This window comes from Pseudomonas sp. CCI4.2 (assembly GCF_034350045.1).
GTDB lineage: Bacteria > Pseudomonadota > Gammaproteobacteria > Pseudomonadales > Pseudomonadaceae > Aquipseudomonas.
Genome location: NZ_CP133781.1, coordinates 901,690 through 924,648 on the forward strand (window position 1 = coordinate 901,690; position 22,959 = coordinate 924,648).

Below are 22,959 nucleotides of genomic sequence, written 5' to 3' on the forward strand. Positions count from 1 at the left end.
TCAACGACTCACAGCAATCGCCTGGTTATTCATGATACGCGGGGTAAGAAACACCAGCAGTTCGGATTTTGCTTCCGAGACTACGTCGCGCCGGAAAAGGCGGCCAACATACGGCACATCACCCAAAAATGGCACCTTTTCAACGGTTTTACTTTGGGTGTTGGAGAATACGCCACCAATCACGATGGTTTCACCGTCCGCTACGAGCACCTTGGCATTCACTTCGTTTTTCTTGATCGGCGGTACGCCGAGCACGGTATTGACGTAGTCCGGCTCATCCTTGGTCACCTTGACCTCCATGATGATGCGGTTATCCGGCGTGATCTGCGGGGTTACCTCCAAAGACAACGCAGCCTCTTTAAAGGATACGGAGGTTGCACCGCTGGAGCTGGCCTCCTGATACGGGACTTCCGTACCTTTCAGGATTTTCGCCGTTTCCTTGTCAGAGGTGACAACTTTCGGCTGGGAAACTACTTCGCCGTTTCCGGTCTTCTCCATGGCGCTGAGCTGAAGGTCCAGCAACGTATTGTTGGTCAGGAAGGAAATACCGATTCCGGAGGTCGCATTGGCTGCGCCCAGATCGACATACGGAGAATTGAGGTTTGGAGTAGTGCCAGTGGGCGTCGTCACCAGACCGGAGCCGCCCACTGTCGTTTTGCCGTTACCGCTAGCATTGGTCGAACCGCCCCATTGCACGCCCAGCGCCTTGTCGTAACCGACGTTGGCTTCGACGATCCGCGCTTCGATCATCACCTGACGTACCGGGATGTCCAACTGCGAGACAATTCGGCGCAACTCATCGAGTCGATCCTGGGTCTGGTAGGCAATGATGTTGTTAGTCCGATCATCCACGGTAATCGAACCGCGCTCTTCGGTTTTAGCTTCGGCGCTGGTGACTGACTGGAATAGCTTGGCAATATCAGCGGCTTTGGCGTAGTTCACTTGCAGCAGCTCGCGGCGTAGCGGTGCCAGCTCGGCAATTTGCTTCATCGACTCCAGCTCCTGCCGCTCACGGGCAGCGATTTCGTCTGCCGGCGCGACCAGCAATACGTTGCCCACTTTGCGCTTATCCAGGCCTTTGGTTTTCAGCACCAAATCCAGCGCCTGATCCCACGGCACGTTCTGCAGACGCAAGGTAATCCCGCCCTGCACCGTGTCGCTGGCCACTAGGTTGAGATTGGTAAAATCGGCAATCAACTGCAGGACCGAGCGCACGTCGATGTCCTGGAAGTTCAGCGAAAGCTTTTCGCCGGTGTAGACCAGCTTGTCGAGGTTGCGACGATCCACATCATCGTTGGTCAACGGACGCACGCTGATGGTCAGCTTGTTATCGGTCTGGTAGGCCGAGTAATCGAACGCCCCGGTTGGCTCAATATTGATACTGGCTTTGTCACCCGTAGCGCTGGCAGTGACGAACTGCACTGGTGTTGCGAAATCTTTCACATCCAGCCGAACGCGCAAAGGGTCCGGCAACTGGGTCTTGGCAAAATCCACGCGAATTTTACCGCCCTGCTCCTGGATGTCTGGAGCGATGCCCGAGTCGGTCAACTCGATGACTACGTTACCCTCGCCCAACTCGCCGCGCTGGAAGTCGATGTTCTTGATCGCCTTACCCACTGCGGCATAGGATTTAGCCGGAGCAGCGGCAGGTACCGAAACCCGCGCTGCACCCGTGGCAGTACTTGGCTGGGAGCGTTGAGCCGTCGCGGCGCCCTGACCCACCACCAAGAACAGGTTGTTGCCATCGACCCGCGAGCTATAAGGCGCAAGCGTGGTCATGTTAATGATCACCCGCGTACGGTCTTTAGCTTCGACCACTACCACGCTGCGGGCATTCCCTACGCCCAACTCGCGAGTCTTGCTCGCCAACTGACTGGTCACGCCAGGCAAGTCCAACGCAATCCGCGCCGGTTGCTCGGTGGTATAGCCACGCGGAACGGGGATCGGCCCGTCGAAGGTCAACTTCAGCTCTACGCGGTCTCCCGGCAACGCCGCAACATCCAGCGTTTTCAAGCTGGCAGCTTCGAGCATCGGCGATATCATCGCGACCCAAAGCGAAACGCCGATAACCGAGAAAATCCTGTTCATGATCAAATTCCGTTGTGCTGATCCGAGGGTGTTGTACATGCTTGGCTCCACCCTTTTATGATTTCTCTTTGAGGGAAATAATGCGTGGCCGCTCTAGCCATGCGCCCTCTCCATCAGGAACTAATTCAACCACATCGACCTGCGAATCACTGATTGCAACGATGCGTCCGTCATTGCGGCCCAAGTAGTCGCCGACCTTCATCCGATACACACCACCCGCGCCACGTACCAGGGCAAAGGTTCCCGAGAGGTTGGCCATCGTGCCTACCATTTCGAATTGCTCGATGTTGAACCCTTCGAGGAACTGCTTAACCCGAGTTTCATCCGGCTTAACTTCCTTCGAACCTTTTTGACGCTTGGTCAAGTCAACCTTGATCGGCGGCTGAAACGGACTGCGCAGTGCGGCGGCGCTGTAGGAAAACGCTTCATAAGGACGAAATTTTGGCAGAGGTTCGATCACGCCGGTAGGGCGAGCGCGCACCTCGTCCATGTAGGTCTGCAAGTCGCCAAACTGATTAGCGTTGTCGCAACCGGCCAGGCTGATCAAGGTGACACTGATGCACAACAGTCCAGTGGCCCTCATTTCTGCTGCCCTTTGTCGTTGTAACGGTAGGTCTTGGCCAGAATGCTCATACGCAATTTTTGCGTACCGCCGGGCTCGACCGGTTTGATCTGGAAGTCGTGCAGCGTCACGATTCGCGGCAGGCTGGCAACGCCGCTGGCGAAGGTAGCCAGGTCGTGATAAGCCCCGACCACAGTGATTTGAATCGGCAGTTCGATGTAGAACTGCTGGGTCACTTCTGGCAGCAACTTGATCTCTTCAAACTCCAGCCCACTGCCCAACCCCGTTCGGGTGATATCTTCAAGCAGTCCCGGAACCTCAGTGTCGCTGGGCAACTGCCGCAGCAGTGCGCCGAACGAGTTCTCCATTTCCTTCATTTGTATTTTGTAGGCATTCAGGTTCGCTGCCTGATAGGCCTTGGTAGAGAACTGCTCCTTGAGCGTGACCTCACTGGCCAGTGACTGGTCGAGTTGATCCTGTAGGTCCTTCAGGTAAAAGTTGTAACCCAGCGCCAGCACGATAATCAAAACCAGCGCACCAGCGATGGTCTTGACCGCCGCAGGCCATGAACCGAGATTGTTCAGGTCCAGGTCGTTGAAATCGATCTTGCGCAGGCTGTCCAGCCATTCTCCAGGCTTCATCGTTTACCCCCCTCAACTTGTGGCTGAGTTTGGCGCACGGTCAGCTGGAACGTATTCGCTTGATCGACCCCCCCGGCAGTGGTGGCCTTGACCTCGGTCAGACTCGGGCCTTCAAGCCAGTCGGACGCTTCGAGATTACGCATCAAGTCGGAAACGCGGTTGTTCGACTCCGCAGCACCGGAAATACCAATGAGCTTGTCCGTCATTTTTACTTCAGTGAAATACACGCCATCGGGCAGCGTGCGCGCCAGTTGGTCAAAAACTCGACCGATGATTGGACGGTTGCCTTGCAGGTCCTGGATGATTTTCATCCGTTCCAGCAATTGCTTGCGACGCGCTTTCAACTCACTGATTTCTTTGATTCGCTGGTCGAGCTGAACAATTTCTTTCTGTATGAAGGCGTTGCGCGCAGCCTGGTGCTCAATGGAATTGCTGATGTATTGATCACCCAGAAAGACCACACCAACGGCAATGACCAATACGCCGACAAGGGCTGTTAGGAAGCGCTTTTTTCGCTCTTCGCGCAGTTGCTCACGCCACGGCAGTAAGTTAATCCGCGCCATTAGTCGAAACTCCTCAGCGCGAGACCACAGGCAATCATCAATGCCGGTGCATCACTGGCCAAGGCCCCGGCGTTGACTTTGCTGCTCAGCGCCATATCGGCGAAGGGGTTGGCGACCAGTGTTGGCGTGCCGATGCGTTGTTGAATCAAATGATCCAGACCCGCAATCGAGGCGGTACCGCCTGCCAGCATGATGTAATCCACGCTGTTGTATTGGCCAGCAGCAAAGAAGAACTGCAACGAACGCGACACTTGTTGAACCACCGCATCCTTGAACGGCTGCAGCACTTCGGTCACGTAGTCGTCGGGCAGCCCGCCTTGCTTCTTCGCCAGGCCAGCCTCCTCCACTACGAGGCCGTAGCGTCGTTGAATTTCTTCAGTGAGTTGGCGGCCACCGAACAGTTGCTCGCGGGTATAGATAATTCGACCGCTGTGCAGAACGCTCAAGGTGGTCATGGTGGCGCCGATATCGACCACTGCCACGGTCAGTTGCTCGTGATCATGGCCAAGCTGCGCGGTAAGAAGGCCAAAGGAACGCTCCAATGCGTACGCTTCTACGTCAACCACTTTGGCTGTCAGGCCCGCAAGCGCCAAGGCTGCTTCACGGACTTCGACGTTCTCCTTGCGGCAGGCAGCCAGCAATACCTCGACGCGCTCGGGGTTGCGCGCCGAATAACCCTGCACTTCAAAGTCGATAGCGACTTCTTCCAGCGGATAGGGAATGTACTGATCAGCCTCGATCTTCAGCTGGTTTTCCATGTCATCGTCTGACAGGCCAGCATCCATCTCGATGGTTTTGGTAATGACCGCAGAACCGGCCACTGCAACCGCCACATTTTTGACATTAGTCTTGGCCTTGATCAGCACACGAGACAGCGCCTGACCAACCCCTTCGAGCTCGGCAATATTCTTTTCTACTACAGCGTTGGCGGGCAGCGGTTCTACTGCATACGATTCAACTTTGTAGCGGGTGCCGGATCTACTCAATTCCAGGAGTTTTACCGAGGTGGAGCTAATATCGATCCCTAGAAGGGTATTGGCCTTCTTACCGAAGAGTTCGAACACAAACCGATTCCCTATGAGTTTCCGTCACTTACGGATTGTTTAGCGCCCTATGCCTCTTGCACCTGCCCGAACAGTAGCGCAAATAACGCTCGGACACGAAAAATGCTTATAATGCCCAGCGTTTTTTTCGTAAAGCCAAGCTTCAAGGCATGCCTCTTTTTTTGATGCTTTCGCTTAACCCATTCTTTTATCTGGAAATCCAAAAGCCTTGATACGCCTGCTGAAGTTTTTCTGGTGGTCATTCGTCGCGGTATTTTGCGGGCTGCTGCTCGTATTAAGCGGCGCCTACCTCTACTTGACCCCCGGCTTGCCGTCTGTTGACGCGCTGCGCAGCATTCAGCTACAGATCCCGCTTCGGGTCTATAGCAGTGATGGCAAATTGATTGCTGAATTTGGCGAAATGCGCCGTTCACCTATTCGTTTTGCCGATATTCCTCCTAATTTCATCAATGCGCTGCTGTCTGCCGAAGATGACAACTTCGCCAATCACTACGGCGTAGACCCCAGCAGCCTTATGCGAGCGGCGTCTCAGCTGATCAAAAGCGGCCATATCCAATCCGGCGGCAGCACCATCACGATGCAAGTCGCGAAGAACTTCTTTTTGACGAGTGAACGCAGTTTTTCACGCAAAACCAATGAAATCCTCTTAGCCCTGCAAATTGAGCGCCAACTGACCAAGGACGAAATCCTTGAGTTGTACGTCAATAAAATTTACCTGGGGAACCGTGCGTACGGCATTGAAGCCGCCGCCCAGGTTTATTACGGCAAGTCGATTCGTGATGTGAGCATCGCGCAGATGGCGATGATCGCCGGCCTGCCTAAAGCACCATCGCGCTTCAACCCGCTGGCCAACCCAGTACGCGCCAAAGAACGCCGCGACTGGATTCTCGGCCGCATGTACAAACTGGGTAAAATCGACCAAAACGCCTACCAGGTTGCATTGGCTGAACCGATCAACGCCAGCTACCACGTGCCGACACCGGAAGTGAACGCACCGTATATTGCCGAAATGGCTCGTGCCGAGATGGTCGGCCGTTATGGCAGCGAGGCGTACACCGAAGGCTTCCGAGTCACTACCACGGTGCCAAGTGATCGCCAGGAAGACGCCAACACTGCAGTGCAGGAAGGTTTGATCAGCTACGACCAACGACACGGCTACCGTGGCCCGGAAACGCGTTTGGCCGGCAAGACCCATGAAGCGTGGGTGCTGGAAATGACCAAACAGCGTCCGATCAGTGGACTAGAGCCCGCCATCGTGACTCAGGTTGATAAAACCGGGTTACACGTCCTGACCCGCAACGGCGACAAAGAAGAGACCGTGGCATGGGAGACCATGAAATGGGCTCGGCCATACCTGAACACCAACAGTTTGGGCAAAGTGCCGTCGCAACCATCTGATGTAGCGCAGGTCGGTGATTTGATTCGCGTCCAGCGTCAATCCAATGACTCGCTCAAGTTCAGCCAAATCCCGGCAGCACAGAGCGCACTGGTGTCGCTTGATCCGCAAAACGGCGCTATTCGCGCGCTGGTCGGCGGTTTCGCGTTCGAACAGAGCAATTACAACCGCGCCCTGCAGGCCAAGCGCCAGCCGGGCTCGAGCTTCAAACCCTTCCTGTACTGCGCGGCGCTGGATAATGGCTTCACCGCCTCCAGCCTGGTCAACGATGCGCCGATCGTGTTTGTCGACGAATACCTGGATAAGGTCTGGCGTCCGAAGAACGACACCAACACCTTCCTGGGTCCGATCCGTCTGCGTGAAGCGCTGTATAAGTCGCGCAATCTGGTTTCGATCCGCCTGTTGCAAAGTTTGGGTGTCGAGAACGCGATCAACTACATCACGCGCTTCGGCTTTAACAAGCAGGACCTGCCGCGCAACCTGTCGCTGGCGCTTGGAACGGCAACGCTGACGCCAATGGAAATCGCCACGGGATGGAGCACGTTTGCCAATGGCGGATACAAAATCGCTCCGTACTTGATCCAGCGTATTGAAAACCGTGACGGTGCAACACTGTTCGTTGCCAACCCGCCGAGCGTACCGCTTAACGATGCCAAGGTCGCGGTTGATACCGCAACGTTTGCCATCAACGACACCCCGGGCGTTGCGCCTGCCACCCCGACCGCACCGACCGATCCTCAGGTTCCTGCAGTTGCAGAGCGGATAGTCGACGGCCGTACCACTTACATCCTGAACAGCATGCTGGAAGACGTGATCAAGAAAGGCACCGGCCGCCGCGCCCTGTCGATGAATCGTCCGGACATTGCGGGCAAAACCGGGACAACCAACGAATCCAAAGACGCGTGGTTCACCGGTTATAACGCCGATTACATCACCACCGTCTGGACCGGTTTCGACCAGCCAGAAAGCTTGGGCCGGCAGGAGTTTGGCGGGACGGTTGCGCTGCCGATCTGGATGAACTACATGAGCGCCGCGTTGAAAAACAAACCGCCCCATACTCAGGCCGAACCTGAAGGCATTCTTAGCTTGCGGGTCGATCCGATCAGTGGCCGCGCAGCGTCACCGGGAACGCCTAACGCCTACTTCGAGCTGTTCAAAAGCGAAGACACACCACCAAGCGTGAATGAAGTCGGCGGCAGCGGCACCGGACCAAACAGCCCATTGCCAGCGGATGAATCGGCGCCGATCGATTTATTCTGATCCCCGTAGGAACCAACTTGTTGGCGAGGCGATATACCTGATACACCGCGTCAAGCCTTTCGCCAACAAGTTGGCTCCTACAGGAATTTGGCACCAAAAAAAACCTCCATTGCTGGAGGTTTTTTTTGCATCGCGATCAAGACTTAGCCGTTGAAAACGTCATCAACGCTTTTCAGCGGGTAGTTCTTTGGATACGGCAGCGTTGCAACGCCGGTCTCGATGGCGGCTTTAGCCACGGCATCGGAAATCACGCCCAGCAGACGAGCATCCATTGGTTTCGGGATAATGTACTCACGACCGAACTCCAGCTTGATGCCGCCGTACGCGTCGCACACCTCCTGAGGAACCGGCAGCTTGGCCAATTGACGCAAAGCGTTAGCCGCGGCGATTTTCATCTCTTCGTTGATGCGCTTGGCGCGAACGTCCAGTGCGCCACGGAAGATGAATGGGAAGCCCAGCACGTTGTTGACCTGGTTCGGGTAGTCCGAACGGCCTGTGGCCATGATCACGTCATCACGGGTGGCGTGAGCCAACTCGGGAGCGATTTCCGGGTCCGGGTTCGAGCACGCGAACACGATCGGGTTAGCCGCCATCAGCTTCAGGTTGTCGGCGCTGAGCAGGTTCGGACCTGACAGACCCACAAAAACGTCTGCATCAAGCATGGCGTCAGACAGCGTGCGTTTTTCGGTGGCGTGAGCGAATACCGCCTTGTACTGGTTCAGATCGGTACGGCCGGAGTGAATCACGCCGGTGCGGTCGACCATGAACACGTTTTCGATTTTTGCGCCCATGCTTACCAGCAACTTCATGCAGGAGATGGCCGCAGCGCCAGCACCCAAGCACACGATTTTCGCGCTCTCAAGGGTTTTGCCGACGATTTCCAAAGCGTTGATCATACCGGCCGCAGTCACGATAGCCGTGCCGTGCTGGTCATCATGGAACACCGGAATGTCACATTGTTCAATCAGGGCTTTTTCGATTTCAAAACATTCAGGCGCCTTGATGTCTTCGAGGTTAATGCCGCCGAACGTAATGGAAATACGCTTAACCGTATCGATGAAGGCTTGCGGGCTCTCGGCATCGACTTCGATGTCGAAAACGTCGATCCCGGCGAAGCGCTTGAACAAAACACCCTTACCTTCCATCACGGGCTTGGAAGCCAGCGGGCCAAGGTCACCCAAGCCAAGGATAGCGGTGCCGTTGGAAATCACTGCTACCAGATTTCCTTTGCCGGTGTACTTGTAGGCAAGTTCAGGATCACGGGCAATTTCGCGCACAGGCTCAGCAACACCCGGGCTGTAAGCCAAGGCCAGATCGCGGGCAGTTGCGGTTGGCTTTGTTAGCTCGACGCTCAGTTTCCCTGGGCGAGGATAGGCGTGATATTCGAGAGCGGCAGTTTTCAGATCTGACATGTGGGCATTCCGCTTTTTTTACTGTTGGATGACGGGTCGCCGAGGATACGCAAGATGGAAAGTCCTAACAAGACTGGTCAGTCACTTGTGTCAAGCCCCAGCGCTTACGACTTTACGCCTAGGGCCACGGAACACAAGGCCTGCAGTGTTCACAATCCGCTATCAAGACTGTCTACAATTTTATCTATCGGGGAGATAGAGCATTGCAGGGTGAGTGATGGGCAGCATCCATCGCGCCTGACCTGCGAAGTGACCACCACGGCGGGAACGGTCAATCACCCAGCCTCGCGCCTCCAGTGTTTGGCCTTTGAGGCGCAGCAACTGCGCAACGTCGAACTGGCTCAGGAGATTTGGCGCTATGCGCAGAACCAGCGACCCCTCCAACTCGATCCACAGCCCGCCGCCATTACGCTGAACATCGGCGACCCGACCAGTAACCAGGGTAAATCCACCAGCGTTGATTTGCCCGACACGCTGCACCGGGGATACTCGCCACACGCCCAATCCTGCCTGACGGGCAACCCGCTCCGCCGCCTGCTGACACGCCAACAAAGCGACGTTCGGCGTAATTGCCACTTGATAGCCCAACCCCTCGACCAGCAACTGCGCCTCAAGGTTCTCACCCTCACGACCAAAAATATTGGCCAGTGTACGGCCGTAATGGTCTTTCGGATCCTGCCCGACCCGCACACTGACTTGACCGTCATTGGCGTCGATCAGCGCTTGCAACCGACGCTTGGCAGCATCGGCGAATGGCTCGGCAGCACGGCCTTTCTTACCGGTCTCGGGCGCATTCATGCCAATCATCCGCACGCTGCGTCCGTCACTAAGGCGCACGGTGTCGCCATCTACCACCCGCTGAACGGCGAATACCGGAAGGGTATTAAGTGCAGGACATAGCGCCTGAGCCGTAGACAACCAAATCGCAGGCATAAAAAAAGCGCCCGCGAGGGACGCCTTTTTAAGCAGTCTGGAGAAGCCCATCGGACCTCCCAGACCCACCATTTACTCTGCAGCAGTTTCTGCGGCAGGAGCTTTTGTAGCGCCGAATGCACCGAAACGCGACTTGAACTTGTCGACGCGGCCGCCGATATCAAGAGTCTTCTGCTTGCCGGTGTAGAACGGGTGGCACTCGTTGCACACGTCAAGGCTCATTGGCTTGGCGAGGTTAGAACGAGTGTGGATCACATTGCCGCAGCTGCAAGTGGCGACAATGGCTTCGTATACTGGATGGATATCAGCTTTCATGGGTATTTCCTCGGCTAGCGTGCCGCCACTCAACACTATTGTTGAATACCGCACGTAATAAGGCTGCGGATACTACCAGACAATTGCTAGGACGCAAGCGAACTTTTACACCGGCCGTCTGCTAAGATCGCCGCTTCGTCACAGACCGTTACAGAGAACCCTCCGCGTGCCCGACGCCATTTTGCGCCTCGCCCTGCCCTCGCCGCTCAGACGTTTATTCGACTACCGCGCGCCTCCTGGAGTGCTGCGTAGCGCGCTGCAACCCGGAATGCGGGTGCGGGTGCCTTTCGGGCGTCGAGAAATGATCGGCATTTTGATCGAAGTGGTGGATCACAGCGACGTGCCGGCTGAAAAGCTCAAGCCCGCCGTGGCGATATTGGATCACGAAGCGCCGCTGCCGCCGTCATTGTTCAAGCTGTGCCTGTGGACCGCGCAATACTATCAACACAGCCTTGGCGACACCTTGAGCTGGGCGTTGCCGGTACTGTTGCGCCAGGGCGAACCCGCGCAATCTCGTCAGGAGCGGTTCTGGCAGGTGACCCCCGGCGCCCGGCTGGATGACCCGCGCATCGCGCGCGCGCCCAAACAACGGGAAGCCCTGACTACGCTGGCGCAACACCCCCACGGCGTTGCGCATCAGTTGCTCAGCAAATTAATGCTGAACCGCGAGAGCCTTAGTCTGCTGCTCGCCAAGGACATGGTCCACGTCGAAGTGCGTCGCCATGCGCCCAGCGAACGCCATGAACGCTGGCTCGCACAACCGGAACTGCCGCTGAACCCGGAACAGCGCGCTGCGTATGAAGCCATTCGCGCCGGCTTCGACAGCTTTCATTCGTTCCTGCTGGCGGGCGTGACCGGCAGCGGAAAGACCGAAGTCTATTTACAGCTGATCCGCGAAACCCTTGAAGCGGGCAAGCAGGCGCTGGTGTTGATCCCCGAGATCAACCTTGGCCCGCAAACCTTGGCGCGTTTCGAGCAACGTTTTAACGCGCGCATTGCGCTGGTGCATTCGGCCGTCAGCGACCGGGATCGCCTCGACGCGTGGTTGGCCGCTCGGGACGGAGAAGCCGACATCATTATCGGCACCCGCTCGGCGCTGTTCACACCGATGAAAAATCCCGGCCTGATCATCATTGATGAAGAGCACGACGGTTCCTATAAACAGCAGGAGGGCCTGCGCTACCACGCCCGCGATCTGGCGCTGGTTCGGGCGCGGCAGGAGAACATTCCGATCGTGCTCGGCTCGGCTACGCCGTCGCTGGAAAGTCTGCACAACGCCTACACCGGCCGCTACGGTTTACTGCACCTGAATCAACGGGCAGGCGGTGCGCAGCAACCGAAATTCTTGCGCTTGGACGTCAAAAGCCGTCCGCTGGACAGCGGTATTTCCGGGCCGATGCAACAAGCCATCGGCCAAACACTCGCGGCAGGCCAGCAAGTGCTGGTATTCCTTAACCGCCGTGGATTTGCACCGACCCTGTTGTGTCACGACTGCGGCTGGCTGTCGGAGTGTCCGCGTTGTGATGCGAGAATGACCGTACATCAACGCTCCGGCGAACTGCGTTGTCACCATTGCGGCCATGTCGAGCGCACGCCGCGTCGCTGCCCGTCGTGCGGCAAAGTCGATTTACGTCCGGTAGGTGCCGGCACCGAACGCGCCGAAGAGCGCTTGGGAATTTTGTTTCCGGACTTCCCAGTGTTGCGGGTGGATCGCGACAGCACCTCGCGTAAAGATGCGATGAACCAGTTATTTGCCACCATTCAGCGCGGTCAGCCGTGCATTTTAGTCGGCACGCAAATGCTCGCCAAAGGGCATCACTTCCCACGGGTAACGCTGGTATCGATTTTGGATGCCGATGGCGGGCTGTTTTCCGGCGACTTCCGCGCCAGCGAACGCATGGCGCAGTTGATCGTCCAGGTCGCGGGCCGAGCCGGGCGCGCTGAAGAACCGGGCAGAGTGATCATCCAGACCCATTTGGCCGACCACCCACTGCTGATTCAACTGACGGAACAAGGCTATTTTGCCTTCGCTGAACAAGCGCTCAGCGAACGCCGTGCTGCGGGCCTGCCACCGTTTTCTCACCTAGCGTTGCTGCGGGCTGAAGCGCACAAGCCGGGGCAGGCCGAAAGCTTTCTCGACAATGCCTGCGCCGAAGCCGAGCGCTTGTTAGCAGAAATGAACCTGGGCGCCATTGAGCTCCTGGGCCCGGTGCCCGCTCCCATGGAGCGCCGCGCCGGACGCTATCGCGCACAGTTGCTGTTGCAAGCCAGCGCCCGTGCGCCGCTGCATAGACTGCTCAGCGCGTGGTTATTGGTGCTTGAACAAATGCCCAGCGGCCGACAAGTGCGCTGGTCGCTGGATGTGGACCCGGTAGATTTGTATTGAGCGTCAAACAACACCCCTCTGTGGAGCCAACTTGTTGGCGAAGGCCGGTAAACCAACAAACCGCCTTCGCCAACAAGCTGGTACCTACAGAGTTCAAAACACTCACAAACGCAGTCCTCTGTGAGACCGCACATCCGTCGTGGTTGGCAAGGCCGCCCTCGCAACGGATAATGCCCAGTTTTTCCACCCGCGCATCCAGGCGCCGCCGCGCTTGCGGTCGAAAGAGAGCACCATGAAAGACACTATTCGCCAGTTGATTCAACAAGCCCTGACCCAACTCGTCAACGAAGGCGTACTGCCTGAAGGGCTGACCCCGGCGATACAAGTGGAAAACGTGAGGGATAAAACCCACGGGGATTTCGCCAGCAATATCGCGATGATGCTGGCCAAACCTGCTGGCATGAAGCCTCGTGACCTGGCAGAAAAGCTGGTCGCTGCCCTGCCTGCCGATTCGCAAGTCAGCAAAGTGGACATCGCCGGCCCCGGCTTCCTCAACTTCTTTCAGAACACTCAAGCGCTGGCAGCGCGCCTCGATGCTGCGCTGGTCGATCCGCAACTGTCGGTGCGTAAAGTGGGCGCTGCACAACGGGTAGTGGTCGATCTGTCCGCACCGAACCTGGCCAAAGAGATGCACGTCGGGCATTTGCGTTCGACCATCATTGGCGACGGCGTGGCTAATGTGCTGGAATTTCTAGGCGACACCGTCATTCGGCAGAACCACGTCGGTGACTGGGGTACCCAGTTCGGCATGTTGCTGGCGTACTTGCAGGAAAAACCGACGGCCAGTGATGAATTGTCAGACTTGGAAAATTTCTACCGAGCTGCCAAACATCGCTTCGACGAGTCCGAAGAGTTCGCCGAGCGAGCACGAGGTCTGGTGGTCAAGTTACAAGCCGGTGATCCTGATTGCCTGGCGTTGTGGGCGCACTTCAAAGACATCTCCCTGCTGCATTGCCAACAAACCTACGAACGCCTCAACGTCAAACTGACCTCGGCCGACGTCATGGGCGAAAGCGCCTACAACGATGATCTGCCAAAGGTTGTCAGCGACCTCAAAACCACCGGCCTGCTGGTTGAAAGCAACGGCGCGCAGTGTGTGTTCCTTGAAGAATTCAAAACCGCCGAAGGCACGCCGCTGCCGGTGATTGTGCAGAAAAACGGCGGCGGCTATCTGTATGCCACCACCGACCTGGCCGCTATCCGGTATCGCAGCAACGTCTTGAAAGCGGATCGGGCGCTGTATTTTGTCGACCAACGACAGGCGTTGCATTTCCAGCAAGTATTTGAAGTCGCACGCCGTGCCAACTTTGTGACCAACGGCATGCAGATGGAACACATGGGGTTTGGCACCATGAACGGCGCTGACGGCCGTCCGTTCAAAACCCGTGACGGCGGCACCGTCAAGCTGGTTGACCTGCTCGATGAAGCAGAGGAACGCGCCTACACCCTGGTCAAAGAAAAGAACCCGGAAGTCGCCGAAGACGAACTGCGCAGCATTGCAAAGGCCGTTGGCATCAGCGCGGTGAAATATGCCGACTTGTCCAAACACCGCACAAGCGATTACAGCTTCAACTTCGATCAGATGCTCAGCTTCGAAGGCAACACCGCCCCCTATCTGCTGTATGCCTACACCCGCGTGGCGGGTGTTTTCCGCAAGCTCGGTAAACCGTTCGACGTCACCCAAGGGCAGATCGTCCTTGAAGCGCCGCAAGAAACCGACTTGGCAGCACGATTGGCGCAATTCGGTGAGACCCTGAATAACGTCGCCGAAAGAGGCACGCCGCACGTGTTGTGCGCTTACGTCTACGACCTGGCCGGTTTGTTCTCCAGCTTCTACGAGAACTGCCCGATCCTCGGTGCGGAAAATCCGGAACAACAGCAAAGCCGTCTGCGCCTTGCCGCGTTAACCGGTCGCACCCTCAAGCAAGGCCTGGAACTCTTGGGTCTGGACACTCTGGAGCGCATGTAAGTTGGCTGTGAAGAAAAAACCTGCTCCCAAGCGCGGCGCCAGCCGTTATCAGGCACCCGCAAAGAAGCCGATTCCGGGATGGTTATGGCTAGCGATTGGCCTTGCGGTAGGCGCTTTTGTGGTTGTGCTGATGAAAATCGGACCGAGTGGCGCAGAGGTCAAACGCGTCAAAGAAGAAACTAAAGCGGCAAAAATCGCCGAAGCCAACAAAGTGCCGCCCAGCCCTCAGGCGCCAGTGAAGCCCAAATACGACTTCTATACCCTGCTGCCTGAGTCGGAAGTTATCGTGCCCAACGAAGCGGTGCCGGAGAAAACCCCACCGATTGTTGCGCCCATCGTGGCGCCAGTCACCCCGGAGCAGGCGGCGAAAATTGACACTGCCCGCGCCCAAGCGGCCCTCAGTGGCGTCACTCCGCCGCCGGCACCGCCGGTGGTCAAACCAGGTCCGGCAGCCGTGACCAAGTTCTTCTTGCAGGCCGGTTCGTTCCGTAAAGAGACTGACGCCGATAAAGTCCGTGCGCAGATTATTTTGCTCGGGCAAGCGGTACAGGTTGAGTCGGGCACGGTGAAAGATGAAACCTGGTTCCGGGTGCTGGTCGGCCCGTTCAGCAACCGCGAACAACTGACCATTGCCCAAAAGCAATTGGCCGGCAGCGGCTTTAGCAACTTGTTGTTACAGCAGCGCCAAGGTAAGTAAATTCGGACATGACATCTATCCTGTGGGAGCGGGCTTGCCTGCCAATGGCTTTACACGGTGTATCTGTAACACCGCGTTGAATGCTTCGCAGGCAAGCCTACTCCCACAGGTCTGATGCAGCCCTGTGGGGGCATGTTGTTCTTCTTACCGCTAAAGTTTGAAACTTGAAGCTGCCGCCACACTCACCCTTTCATCCCCCACGGTTGAAATGCCAGTCCCCACCCCCATATGAGTTTCCACTAGGGCATTTTCGCCCCGCTGCGTGGAGACTCTCCCTTGACCACCATCGTTTCAGTGCGCCGTAACGGCAAAGTCGTCATGGCCGGCGACGGCCAGGTTTCCCTCGGCAATACCGTCATGAAAGGCAACGCGAAAAAAGTGCGGCGCCTATACCACGGCGAAGTGATCGCCGGGTTCGCCGGGGCCACCGCCGACGCCTTCACGCTGTTCGAGCGTTTTGAAGGCCAGTTGGAAAAACATCAAGGCCATCTGGTTCGCGCCGCCGTTGAATTGGCGAAAGAATGGCGAACCGACCGCTCCCTGAGCCGCCTTGAAGCAATGCTCGCGGTTGCCAACAAAGATGCCTCGCTGATCATTACCGGCAACGGCGACGTCGTTGAGCCCGAAGATGGCCTGATTGCCATGGGTTCCGGTGGTGCGTTCGCTCAAGCCGCCGCCCGCGCCCTGTTGATGAAAACCGAACTCTCAGCGCGTGAAATTGCCGAAACCGCGCTGGGCATCGCTGCCGACATCTGCGTATTCACCAACCACAACATCACCATTGAGGAGCAGGACCTCGCCGAATAAGCCATTTTCCAGGCCGCCCACTTTGAGCGGCAAGAGCGCTTTTTTCAGCTAGAGGACCGCCACTATCATGTCTATGACTCCCCGCGAAATCGTCCACGAACTCAATCGGCACATCATTGGCCAGGACGATGCCAAACGCGCCGTCGCCATTGCACTGCGTAACCGCTGGCGCCGGATGCAGCTGCCTGAAGAGCTGCGTGTTGAAGTGACTCCGAAAAATATTCTGATGATCGGGCCCACCGGTGTCGGTAAGACCGAGATCGCCCGTCGCCTGGCGAAACTGGCCAACGCGCCGTTCATCAAAGTCGAAGCCACCAAGTTCACCGAAGTGGGCTACGTCGGCCGCGATGTCGAATCGATCATCCGCGACTTGGCCGATGCCGCAATCAAACTGCTGCGCGAACAGGAAATGACGAAGGTTCAGCACCGTGCCGAAGACGCGGCGGAAGACCGGATCCTTGATGCCTTACTGCCACCTGCGCGAGTGGGTTTCAACGAGGATGCCGCGCCAGCCTCTGACTCCAACACCCGTCAGCTGTTTCGCAAACGCCTGCGTGAAGGTCAGTTAGATGACAAAGAAATAGAAATCGAAGTCGCCGACACGGTGGGTGTCGATATCTCCGCGCCACCCGGCATGGAAGAGATGACCAACCAGTTGCAAAGCTTGTTCGCGAACATGGGCAAAGGCAAAAAGAAAAGCCGCAAGCTCAAGGTCAAAGACGCGTTGAAACTGGTGCGTGATGAAGAAGCCGGGCGTTTAGTCAACGAAGAAGAACTCAAGGCCAAAGCGCTGGAAGCTGTTGAACAACACGGCATAGTGTTCATCGATGAGATCGACAAAGTCGCCAAACGCGGTAATACCAGTGGTGTCGACGTGTCCCGTGAAGGCGTGCAACGTGATCTGTTGCCGCTGATCGAAGGCTGCACCGTGAACACCAAACTGGGCATGGTCAAGACTGACCACATCCTGTTCATTGCCTCCGGCGCCTTCCACCTGAGCAAGCCGAGCGATCTGGTACCCGAGCTGCAAGGTCGTCTGCCGATCCGCGTCGAGCTCAAAGCCCTGACGCCGCAAGACTTCGAACGTATCCTCTGCGAACCCCATGCATCGCTGACCGAGCAGTACCGCGAGTTGCTAAAAACCGAAGGCCTGAACATCGAGTTCCTGCCCGACGGCATCAAGCGCATCGCCGAGATTGCCTGGCAGGTGAACGAGAAAACCGAGAACATCGGTGCCCGTCGTTTGCACACCTTGCTCGAACGCTTGCTTGAAGAAGTGTCGTTCAGCGCCGGTGACCTCGCCGCCGCGCAGGGCGCGGAGACCATCCGCATCGACGCCGAATACGTCAACGTTCACCTGGGCGAACTGGCCAAAGACGAAGATCTATCAAGGTACATACTGTAAGCGGCAAGCTTTAAGCCGCAAGCGGCAAGTGGATTGCGATCCGCTTGTAGCTTGCAGCTTGTAACTCACCCCTTTAGGCTCTCGTCCTATGCCCAACCTTCCCTCTGCTATCAATCTCCACAAAGCCTCGAAAACCCTGACGCTGAAATACGCAACCGGTGAGGAGTACCACCTGCCTGCCGAATTTTTGCGCGTGCATTCGCCGTCGGCGGAAGTTCAGGGCCATGGTCATCCGATCCTGCAATTCGGCAAGCTGGGTGTCGGCTTGAGCAAGATCGAACCGGCTGGGCAGTACGCACTAAAATTGACCTTCGACGACGGTCATGACAGCGGACTGTTCACTTGGGAATATCTGTACCAATTGGCGCAACGCCAGGAACAGTTATGGGACGATTATCTTGCTGAGCTGAAAGCGGCTGGAAAGTCCCGCGACCCCTCCGAGCAAATCATCAAGCTGATGCTCTAGCTCAACCGTCTAGCCTTTTAGGGCGACCATTCTAATTTTGTTTGCTCCAATGTCCCTCGCAGAGGCCAACGATTGGCCCTGCTTGCGATTTTGTGAAATCTCGGGTAACCAATAGATCTGGCAAGTTCCCTGCATTTAATTTCTGCAGAACCAGTACGTGCAAATACGTAACGAATGAAGTCCCGCTGCCGTTTTTGTTTACGGCGTTTCGTTCGTAGATGCCGACTGGGAACGTCTGGTTTAGCCATCATCGATTACCCCGAGCAGTAGTACTGGAATTGACCTGTGTTGCTGCCTTTCACAGAAATATTCAGTACTCGTCTCAGGACAATGGAGCGTCATAGATGAGTAGCAACAACAACGATGACCTGCAGCGTCAAGCCTCTGAAAGCACGTTGAACTTGAACCCGGTTGTGGGACTGCGGCGTAAAGATTTACTGACGACCGCACGCATGGTGCTAAGCCAAGCCCTCAGACAACCTATCCATAGCGTCAAGCATGTGGCCCATTTCGGTATCGAGCTGAAGAACGTATTACTCGGTAAATCCACCCTGCAACCTGCCGCCGACGACCGCCGTTTCGCGGATCCCGCATGGAGCCAGAACCCGCTGTACCGGCGCTATTTGCAGACCTATCTTGCCTGGCGCAAAGAACTGCACGACTGGATCGGCGACAGTGACCTGTCGCCGCAGGACATCAGCCGCGGTCACTTTGTGATTAACCTCATGACCGAGGCCATGTCGCCGACCAATACCGCCGCTAACCCCGCGGCGGTTAAACGCTTCTTCGAAACCGGCGGTAAAAGCGTTCTCGACGGCCTGTCACATTTGGCCAAGGACTTGGTACACAACGGCGGGATGCCCAGCCAGGTCAACATGGACGCGTTCGAAGTCGGTAAGAGCCTGGGCACCACTGAAGGCTCGGTAATTTTCCGCAACGACGTGCTTGAGCTGATCCAGTACAAGCCCATCACCGAACAAGTGCTTGAACGGCCGCTGCTGGTGGTCCCGCCGCAGATCAACAAGTTCTATGTGTTCGACCTGAGCCCGGAGAAAAGCCTCGCGCGGTTTTGCCTGCGTGGCGGCGTCCAGACGTTCATTATCAGTTGGCGCAACCCGACCAAGGCTCAGCGCGAGTGGGGCCTGTCGACCTATATCGACGCGCTCAAGGAAGCGGTGGATGTGGTTATCGCCGTCACTGGCAGCAAAGACATCAACATGCTCGGCGCGTGTTCGGGCGGCATCACCTGCACCGCGTTGCTAGGCCATTACGCCGCGCTTGGCGAGCAGAAGGTCCACGCGTTGACATTGTTGGTGAGCGTGCTCGACACCACGATGGAAACCGAAGTCGCCCTGTTCGTCGACGAAAAAACCTTGGAATCGGCCAAGCGTCATTCCTATCAGGCCGGCGTGCTGGAAGGCCGCGATCTGGCAAAAATCTTTGCCTGGATGCGCCCCAACGATTTGATCTGGAACTACTGGGTCAACAATTACCTGCTGGGCAACGAGCCACCCGTCTTCGATATTTTGTTCTGGAACAACGACACCACCCGACTGCCGGCCGCCTTTCACGGCGACTTGATCGAAATGTTCAAGAACAACCCGTTGATTCGCCCGAACGCGCTAGAAGTCAGCGGCACGCCCATCGACCTGAAGAAAATCACCAGCGATGTGTTCTGCCTCGCGGGGACCAACGACCACATCACACCGTGGGGGTCGTGCTACAAATCGGCACGCTTGTTCGGTGGCAAAACTGAATTCGTGTTGTCCAGCAGCGGTCACATCCAAAGCATTCTGAATCCGCCGGGCAATCCGAAATCACGCTACATGACCAACCCTGAACTGCCACTCGATTCCAAAGAATGGCAAGAGAACGGGACCAAGCACACTGACTCCTGGTGGCTGCACTGGCAAGTTTGGCTGGCCGACCGTTCAGGCAAACTGAAGAAGTCGCCAACCAGCCTAGGCAGTAAAATCTATCCAGCCGGCGAAGCATCGCCGGGCACTTACGTACACGAACGCTAGACAATAACAATGGGGGCTGGCGGCTCAGCTTCCGATGCGCGATTACGTGACAAGTAGTACGAGGACCACCTCGACCTGATCTGACAAAGCAAAGGACAGCTTTGCCAGCGGTATAACTCATAGGGCTTTCGCGCATGCCACAACCGTTTGTTTTTCGTACCGTCGACCTGGATGGCCATACCATCCGCACGGCCGTGCGCCCAGGCAAGAAACACATGACGCCGCTGCTGATTTTCAACGGCATCGGCGCCAACCTGGAGTTGGTGTTTCCATTCGTCGATGCACTCGACCCCGATCTCGAAGTGATCGCGTTCGACGTGCCGGGCGTTGGCGGATCTTCCACACCGAGCAGGCCATTTCGCTTTTCGGGATTGGCCAAGCTGACCGCCCGCATGCTCGATTACCTCGACTACGGCCAAGTCAACGTGATCGGCGTTTCTTGGGGAGGCGCGCTGGCCCAGCAGTTCGCTTACGACTACCCGGAGCGCTGCAAAAAACTGGTGCTGGCGGCGACGGCGGCAGGAATGGTGATGGTGCCGGGCAAACCGCGGGTGCTGTGGTTGATGGCTAGCCCACGGCGCTACATCCAACCGTCCCACGTGATTCGAATTGCACCGGAAATCTACGGCGGGTCTTTTCGGCGCAACCCTAACCTGGCGGCCAACCATGCCGCTAAAGTCCGCTCGTCCGGAAAGCTCGGCTACTACTGGCAACTGTTCGCCGGGATGGGCTGGACCAGTATTCATTGGCTGCACAAAATCCATCAGCCGACGCTGGTGCTGGCGGGCGATGACGATCCACTTATACCGTTGGTAAATATGCGCTTGCTGGCTTGGCGGATACCCAATGCCCAGCTACACATAATCGACGATGGTCATTTGTTTTTGATCACCCGCGCCGAAGCCGTGGCGCCGATCATCATGAAATTCCTCGAAGAAGAACGACAGCGTGCGGTCATGCATCCGCAACCCGCACCGCTGGAGCGATAACCGACTCAACCTTCAGCTCGACTGCCATTGAAGTAGCTTTACAGGAGAAATCGCTTACCCACTGCGCCCTGGCCGGAGTGCTCCACGGCGCAGAATCTCGTAAAACAGCGCGCTCGTTCGGCGGCTGTTTTGCGCGTGTTGATGTGTTGATGGCCTGACGAAGGAGTGTTGCCCCGATGCGAAACAAAAACACATTGAGCCCGGCGCCGACCCCGGCCACTTTTATTAACGCGCAAAGCGCTATCACTGGGTTGCGCGGTAAAGACTTGTTTTCCACCTTGCGCAGCGTGGCCGCACAGAGCATGCGCCACCCTATCCACAGCGCCCGACATGCACTGGCCCTCGGCGGACAACTAGGCCGTGTACTGATCGGCGACGTCCCCTACCCGCCCAATCCGCGTGACGCACGTTTTGCCGATCCTACGTGGCAGCTAAATCCCTTTTACCGACGCAGTTTGCAGGCTTACTTGAGCTGGCAGCATCAGCTCAAAAGCTGGATCGACGACAGCAGCATGTCCAAGGATGACCGAGCCCGAGCGCACTTCATCTTTTCCTTGATCAACGATGCGTTCGCACCGTCCAACACCTTGCTCAATCCCATGGCGCTCAAAGAGCTGTTCAACTCCGGCGGCAGCAGCGTGGTCAAGGGCCTCAGCCACATGGTTGATGACCTGTTACACAACAACGGACTGCCCAGCCAGACCACCAAGGATGCGTTCGAAGTCGGCAAAACCGTCGCAACTACCGTTGGCTCGGTGGTGTTCCGCAACGAGCTACTGGAAGTGATGCAGTACAAATCGATGAGTGAAAAGCAGTACGCCAAGCCGCTGCTGATCGTGCCGCCGCAAATCAATAAGTACTATATTTTCGACCTCAGCCCGGCCAACAGCTTCGTGCAATACGCGCTCAAAAATAACCTGCAAGTGTTCATGATCAGCTGGCGTAACCCGGACGTGCGCCACCGCGAATGGGGGCTGTCCAGCTACGTCGAAGCCCTTGAAGAAGCGATGAACGTGGTCCGCGCCATTACCGCCAGCCGCGAAGTCAATCTGGTTGGCGCTTGTGCAGGTGGCTTGACCATGGCGGCGCTGCAAGGGCATTTGCAGGCCAAACGGCAATTACGTCGAATCTCTAGCGCAACCTATATGGTGAGCCTTTTAGACAGCCAGATCGAAAGCCCGGCCACGCTTTTTATCGATGAGCAGACCCTGGAAGCGGCTAAGCGACGCTCGTACCAGCAAGGCGTTCTCGATGGCCGCGACATGGCAAAAATCTTCGCCTGGATGCGCCCCAATGATTTGATCTGGAGCTATTGGGTCAACAACTACCTGCTGGGGAAAAGCCCGCCGCCGTTCGACATTCTGTATTGGAACAACGACAGCACACGCCTGCCCGCCGCATTGCACGGTGACTTGTTGGACTTCTTCAAGCACAACCCGCTGAGTCATGTCGGTGGTTTGGAAGTCTGCGGCACGCCCATTGACCTGCAAAAAGTCACCGTGGACAGCTTCAGCGTGGCGGGCATCAACGACCACATCACCCCGTGGGATGCGGTCTATCGCTCCACCCTGCTGCTCGGGGGCGATCGACGATTCGTCCTGTCCAACAGCGGCCACGTGCAAAGCATTCTGAATCCGCCGGGCAACCCTAAATCCAACTATGTCGAAAACCCCAAGCTCAGCAGCGATCCGCGCGCCTGGTTTTATGATGGCAAAACCGTCGAAGGCAGTTGGTGGCCTAACTGGCTGGAGTGGATTCAACAGCGCTCCGGCGAACAACGAGAAACACTGATGGTGCTGGGTAACCAAAACTATCCGCCCATGGAGGCTGCGCCTGGCACCTATGTGCATGTGCGTTAAATCCTGCGACGGCCAACATGAACAGTAGGAGCCAACTGGTTGGCGAGGTTTGATGCGGTGTGCTCGGTCAATCGCATCGCCAACAAGTTGGCTCCTACAGATTTTGCAAAATCAATCCAAACA

General features: G+C 56.9%; 18 protein-coding genes. 10 read left to right on the plus strand and 8 right to left on the minus strand.

Going from position 1 to position 22,959, the window contains the following annotated elements; all coding sequences use genetic code 11:
• Genes pilQ through RHM65_RS03895 form a run of 5 tightly spaced genes read right to left on the minus strand, consistent with a single transcriptional unit; the run spans position 1 to position 4,918 of the window.
• A complete protein-coding gene (gene pilQ, locus RHM65_RS03875) occupies positions 1-2,088 on the minus strand; it encodes a type IV pilus secretin PilQ (RefSeq protein ID WP_322167246.1) in 2,088 nt (695 codons plus the stop codon).
• Between the two features lie 55 nt (positions 2,089-2,143).
• A complete protein-coding gene (pilP, locus tag RHM65_RS03880; RefSeq protein WP_322184269.1) occupies positions 2,144-2,671 on the minus strand; it encodes a type 4a pilus biogenesis lipoprotein PilP in 528 nt (175 codons plus the stop codon).
• On the minus strand, positions 2,668-3,291 hold the full coding sequence (pilO, locus tag RHM65_RS03885; RefSeq protein ID WP_322167244.1) for a type 4a pilus biogenesis protein PilO: 624 nt from the start codon (positions 3,289-3,291) through the stop codon (positions 2,668-2,670). Before pilO ends, pilP begins: the two co-directional genes overlap by 4 nt.
• Positions 3,288-3,854, minus strand: a complete 567-nt coding sequence (locus tag RHM65_RS03890) for a PilN domain-containing protein (protein ID WP_322167243.1) — start codon at positions 3,852-3,854, stop codon at positions 3,288-3,290. Before RHM65_RS03890 ends, pilO begins: the two co-directional genes overlap by 4 nt.
• Positions 3,854-4,918 carry a pilus assembly protein PilM gene (locus RHM65_RS03895; RefSeq protein WP_322167242.1) on the minus strand — a complete coding sequence of 355 codons (1,065 nt, stop codon included), beginning with the start codon at positions 4,916-4,918 and terminating at the stop codon, positions 3,854-3,856. Before RHM65_RS03895 ends, RHM65_RS03890 begins: the two co-directional genes overlap by 1 nt.
• A gap of 211 nt (positions 4,919-5,129) precedes the next feature.
• Here RHM65_RS03895 and RHM65_RS03900 point away from each other — a divergent pair, with 211 nt between their 5' ends.
• On the plus strand, positions 5,130-7,574 hold the full coding sequence (locus RHM65_RS03900) for a penicillin-binding protein 1A (protein ID WP_416194780.1): 2,445 nt from the start codon (positions 5,130-5,132) through the stop codon (positions 7,572-7,574).
• Positions 7,575-7,717: 143 nt separating this feature from the next.
• Here RHM65_RS03900 and RHM65_RS03905 read toward each other — a convergent pair whose 3' ends face one another.
• The 3 genes from RHM65_RS03905 to rpmE all read right to left on the minus strand — a co-directional run bounded on the left by RHM65_RS03905 (position 7,718) and on the right by rpmE (position 10,234).
• Positions 7,718-8,986: a malic enzyme-like NAD(P)-binding protein gene (locus tag RHM65_RS03905; protein ID WP_322167240.1), complete on the minus strand. Its 1,269-nt coding sequence runs from the start codon at positions 8,984-8,986 to the stop codon at positions 7,718-7,720.
• Between the two features lie 180 nt (positions 8,987-9,166).
• Positions 9,167-9,970 carry a thermonuclease family protein gene (locus RHM65_RS03910; protein ID WP_322184271.1) on the minus strand — a complete coding sequence of 268 codons (804 nt, stop codon included), beginning with the start codon at positions 9,968-9,970 and terminating at the stop codon, positions 9,167-9,169.
• 21 nt (positions 9,971-9,991) lie between these two features.
• Complete coding sequence (gene rpmE / locus RHM65_RS03915; protein WP_322167238.1) at positions 9,992-10,234, minus strand: 50S ribosomal protein L31; 243 nt, start codon at positions 10,232-10,234, stop codon at positions 9,992-9,994.
• 166 nt (positions 10,235-10,400) lie between these two features.
• On the opposite strand from rpmE, the gene RHM65_RS03920 reads away from it, so the two are divergent.
• The 9 genes from RHM65_RS03920 (at position 10,401) to phaC (RHM65_RS03960) (ending at position 22,836) form a co-directional block, all read left to right on the plus strand.
• A complete protein-coding gene (locus RHM65_RS03920; protein ID WP_322184273.1) occupies positions 10,401-12,620 on the plus strand; it encodes a primosomal protein N' in 2,220 nt (739 codons plus the stop codon).
• A 232-nt stretch (positions 12,621-12,852) separates the two neighbouring features.
• Complete coding sequence (gene argS / locus RHM65_RS03925) at positions 12,853-14,589, plus strand: arginine--tRNA ligase (RefSeq protein ID WP_322167236.1); 1,737 nt, start codon at positions 12,853-12,855, stop codon at positions 14,587-14,589.
• Position 14,590: 1 nt separating this feature from the next.
• Positions 14,591-15,286, plus strand: coding sequence for an SPOR domain-containing protein (locus RHM65_RS03930; protein WP_322167235.1), 696 nt, complete (start codon positions 14,591-14,593; stop codon positions 15,284-15,286).
• A gap of 276 nt (positions 15,287-15,562) precedes the next feature.
• Complete coding sequence (gene hslV, locus RHM65_RS03935) at positions 15,563-16,093, plus strand: ATP-dependent protease subunit HslV (protein WP_322167234.1); 531 nt, start codon at positions 15,563-15,565, stop codon at positions 16,091-16,093.
• 67 nt (positions 16,094-16,160) lie between these two features.
• Positions 16,161-17,498, plus strand: coding sequence for an ATP-dependent protease ATPase subunit HslU (gene hslU, locus RHM65_RS03940; RefSeq protein ID WP_322167233.1), 1,338 nt, complete (start codon positions 16,161-16,163; stop codon positions 17,496-17,498).
• Positions 17,499-17,586: 88 nt separating this feature from the next.
• Positions 17,587-17,964, plus strand: coding sequence for a DUF971 domain-containing protein (locus RHM65_RS03945; protein WP_322184275.1), 378 nt, complete (start codon positions 17,587-17,589; stop codon positions 17,962-17,964).
• A 344-nt stretch (positions 17,965-18,308) separates the two neighbouring features.
• Positions 18,309-19,988 (plus strand): class II poly(R)-hydroxyalkanoic acid synthase, encoded by a 1,680-nt coding sequence (gene phaC / locus RHM65_RS03950; RefSeq protein WP_322167231.1) that lies wholly within the window; start codon positions 18,309-18,311, stop codon positions 19,986-19,988.
• 134 nt (positions 19,989-20,122) lie between these two features.
• Positions 20,123-20,977: a poly(3-hydroxyalkanoate) depolymerase gene (gene phaZ, locus RHM65_RS03955; protein ID WP_322184277.1), complete on the plus strand. Its 855-nt coding sequence runs from the start codon at positions 20,123-20,125 to the stop codon at positions 20,975-20,977.
• A 176-nt stretch (positions 20,978-21,153) separates the two neighbouring features.
• Complete coding sequence (gene phaC / locus RHM65_RS03960; RefSeq protein WP_322184279.1) at positions 21,154-22,836, plus strand: class II poly(R)-hydroxyalkanoic acid synthase; 1,683 nt, start codon at positions 21,154-21,156, stop codon at positions 22,834-22,836.
• The last annotated feature ends 123 nt before the right edge of the window (positions 22,837-22,959 follow it).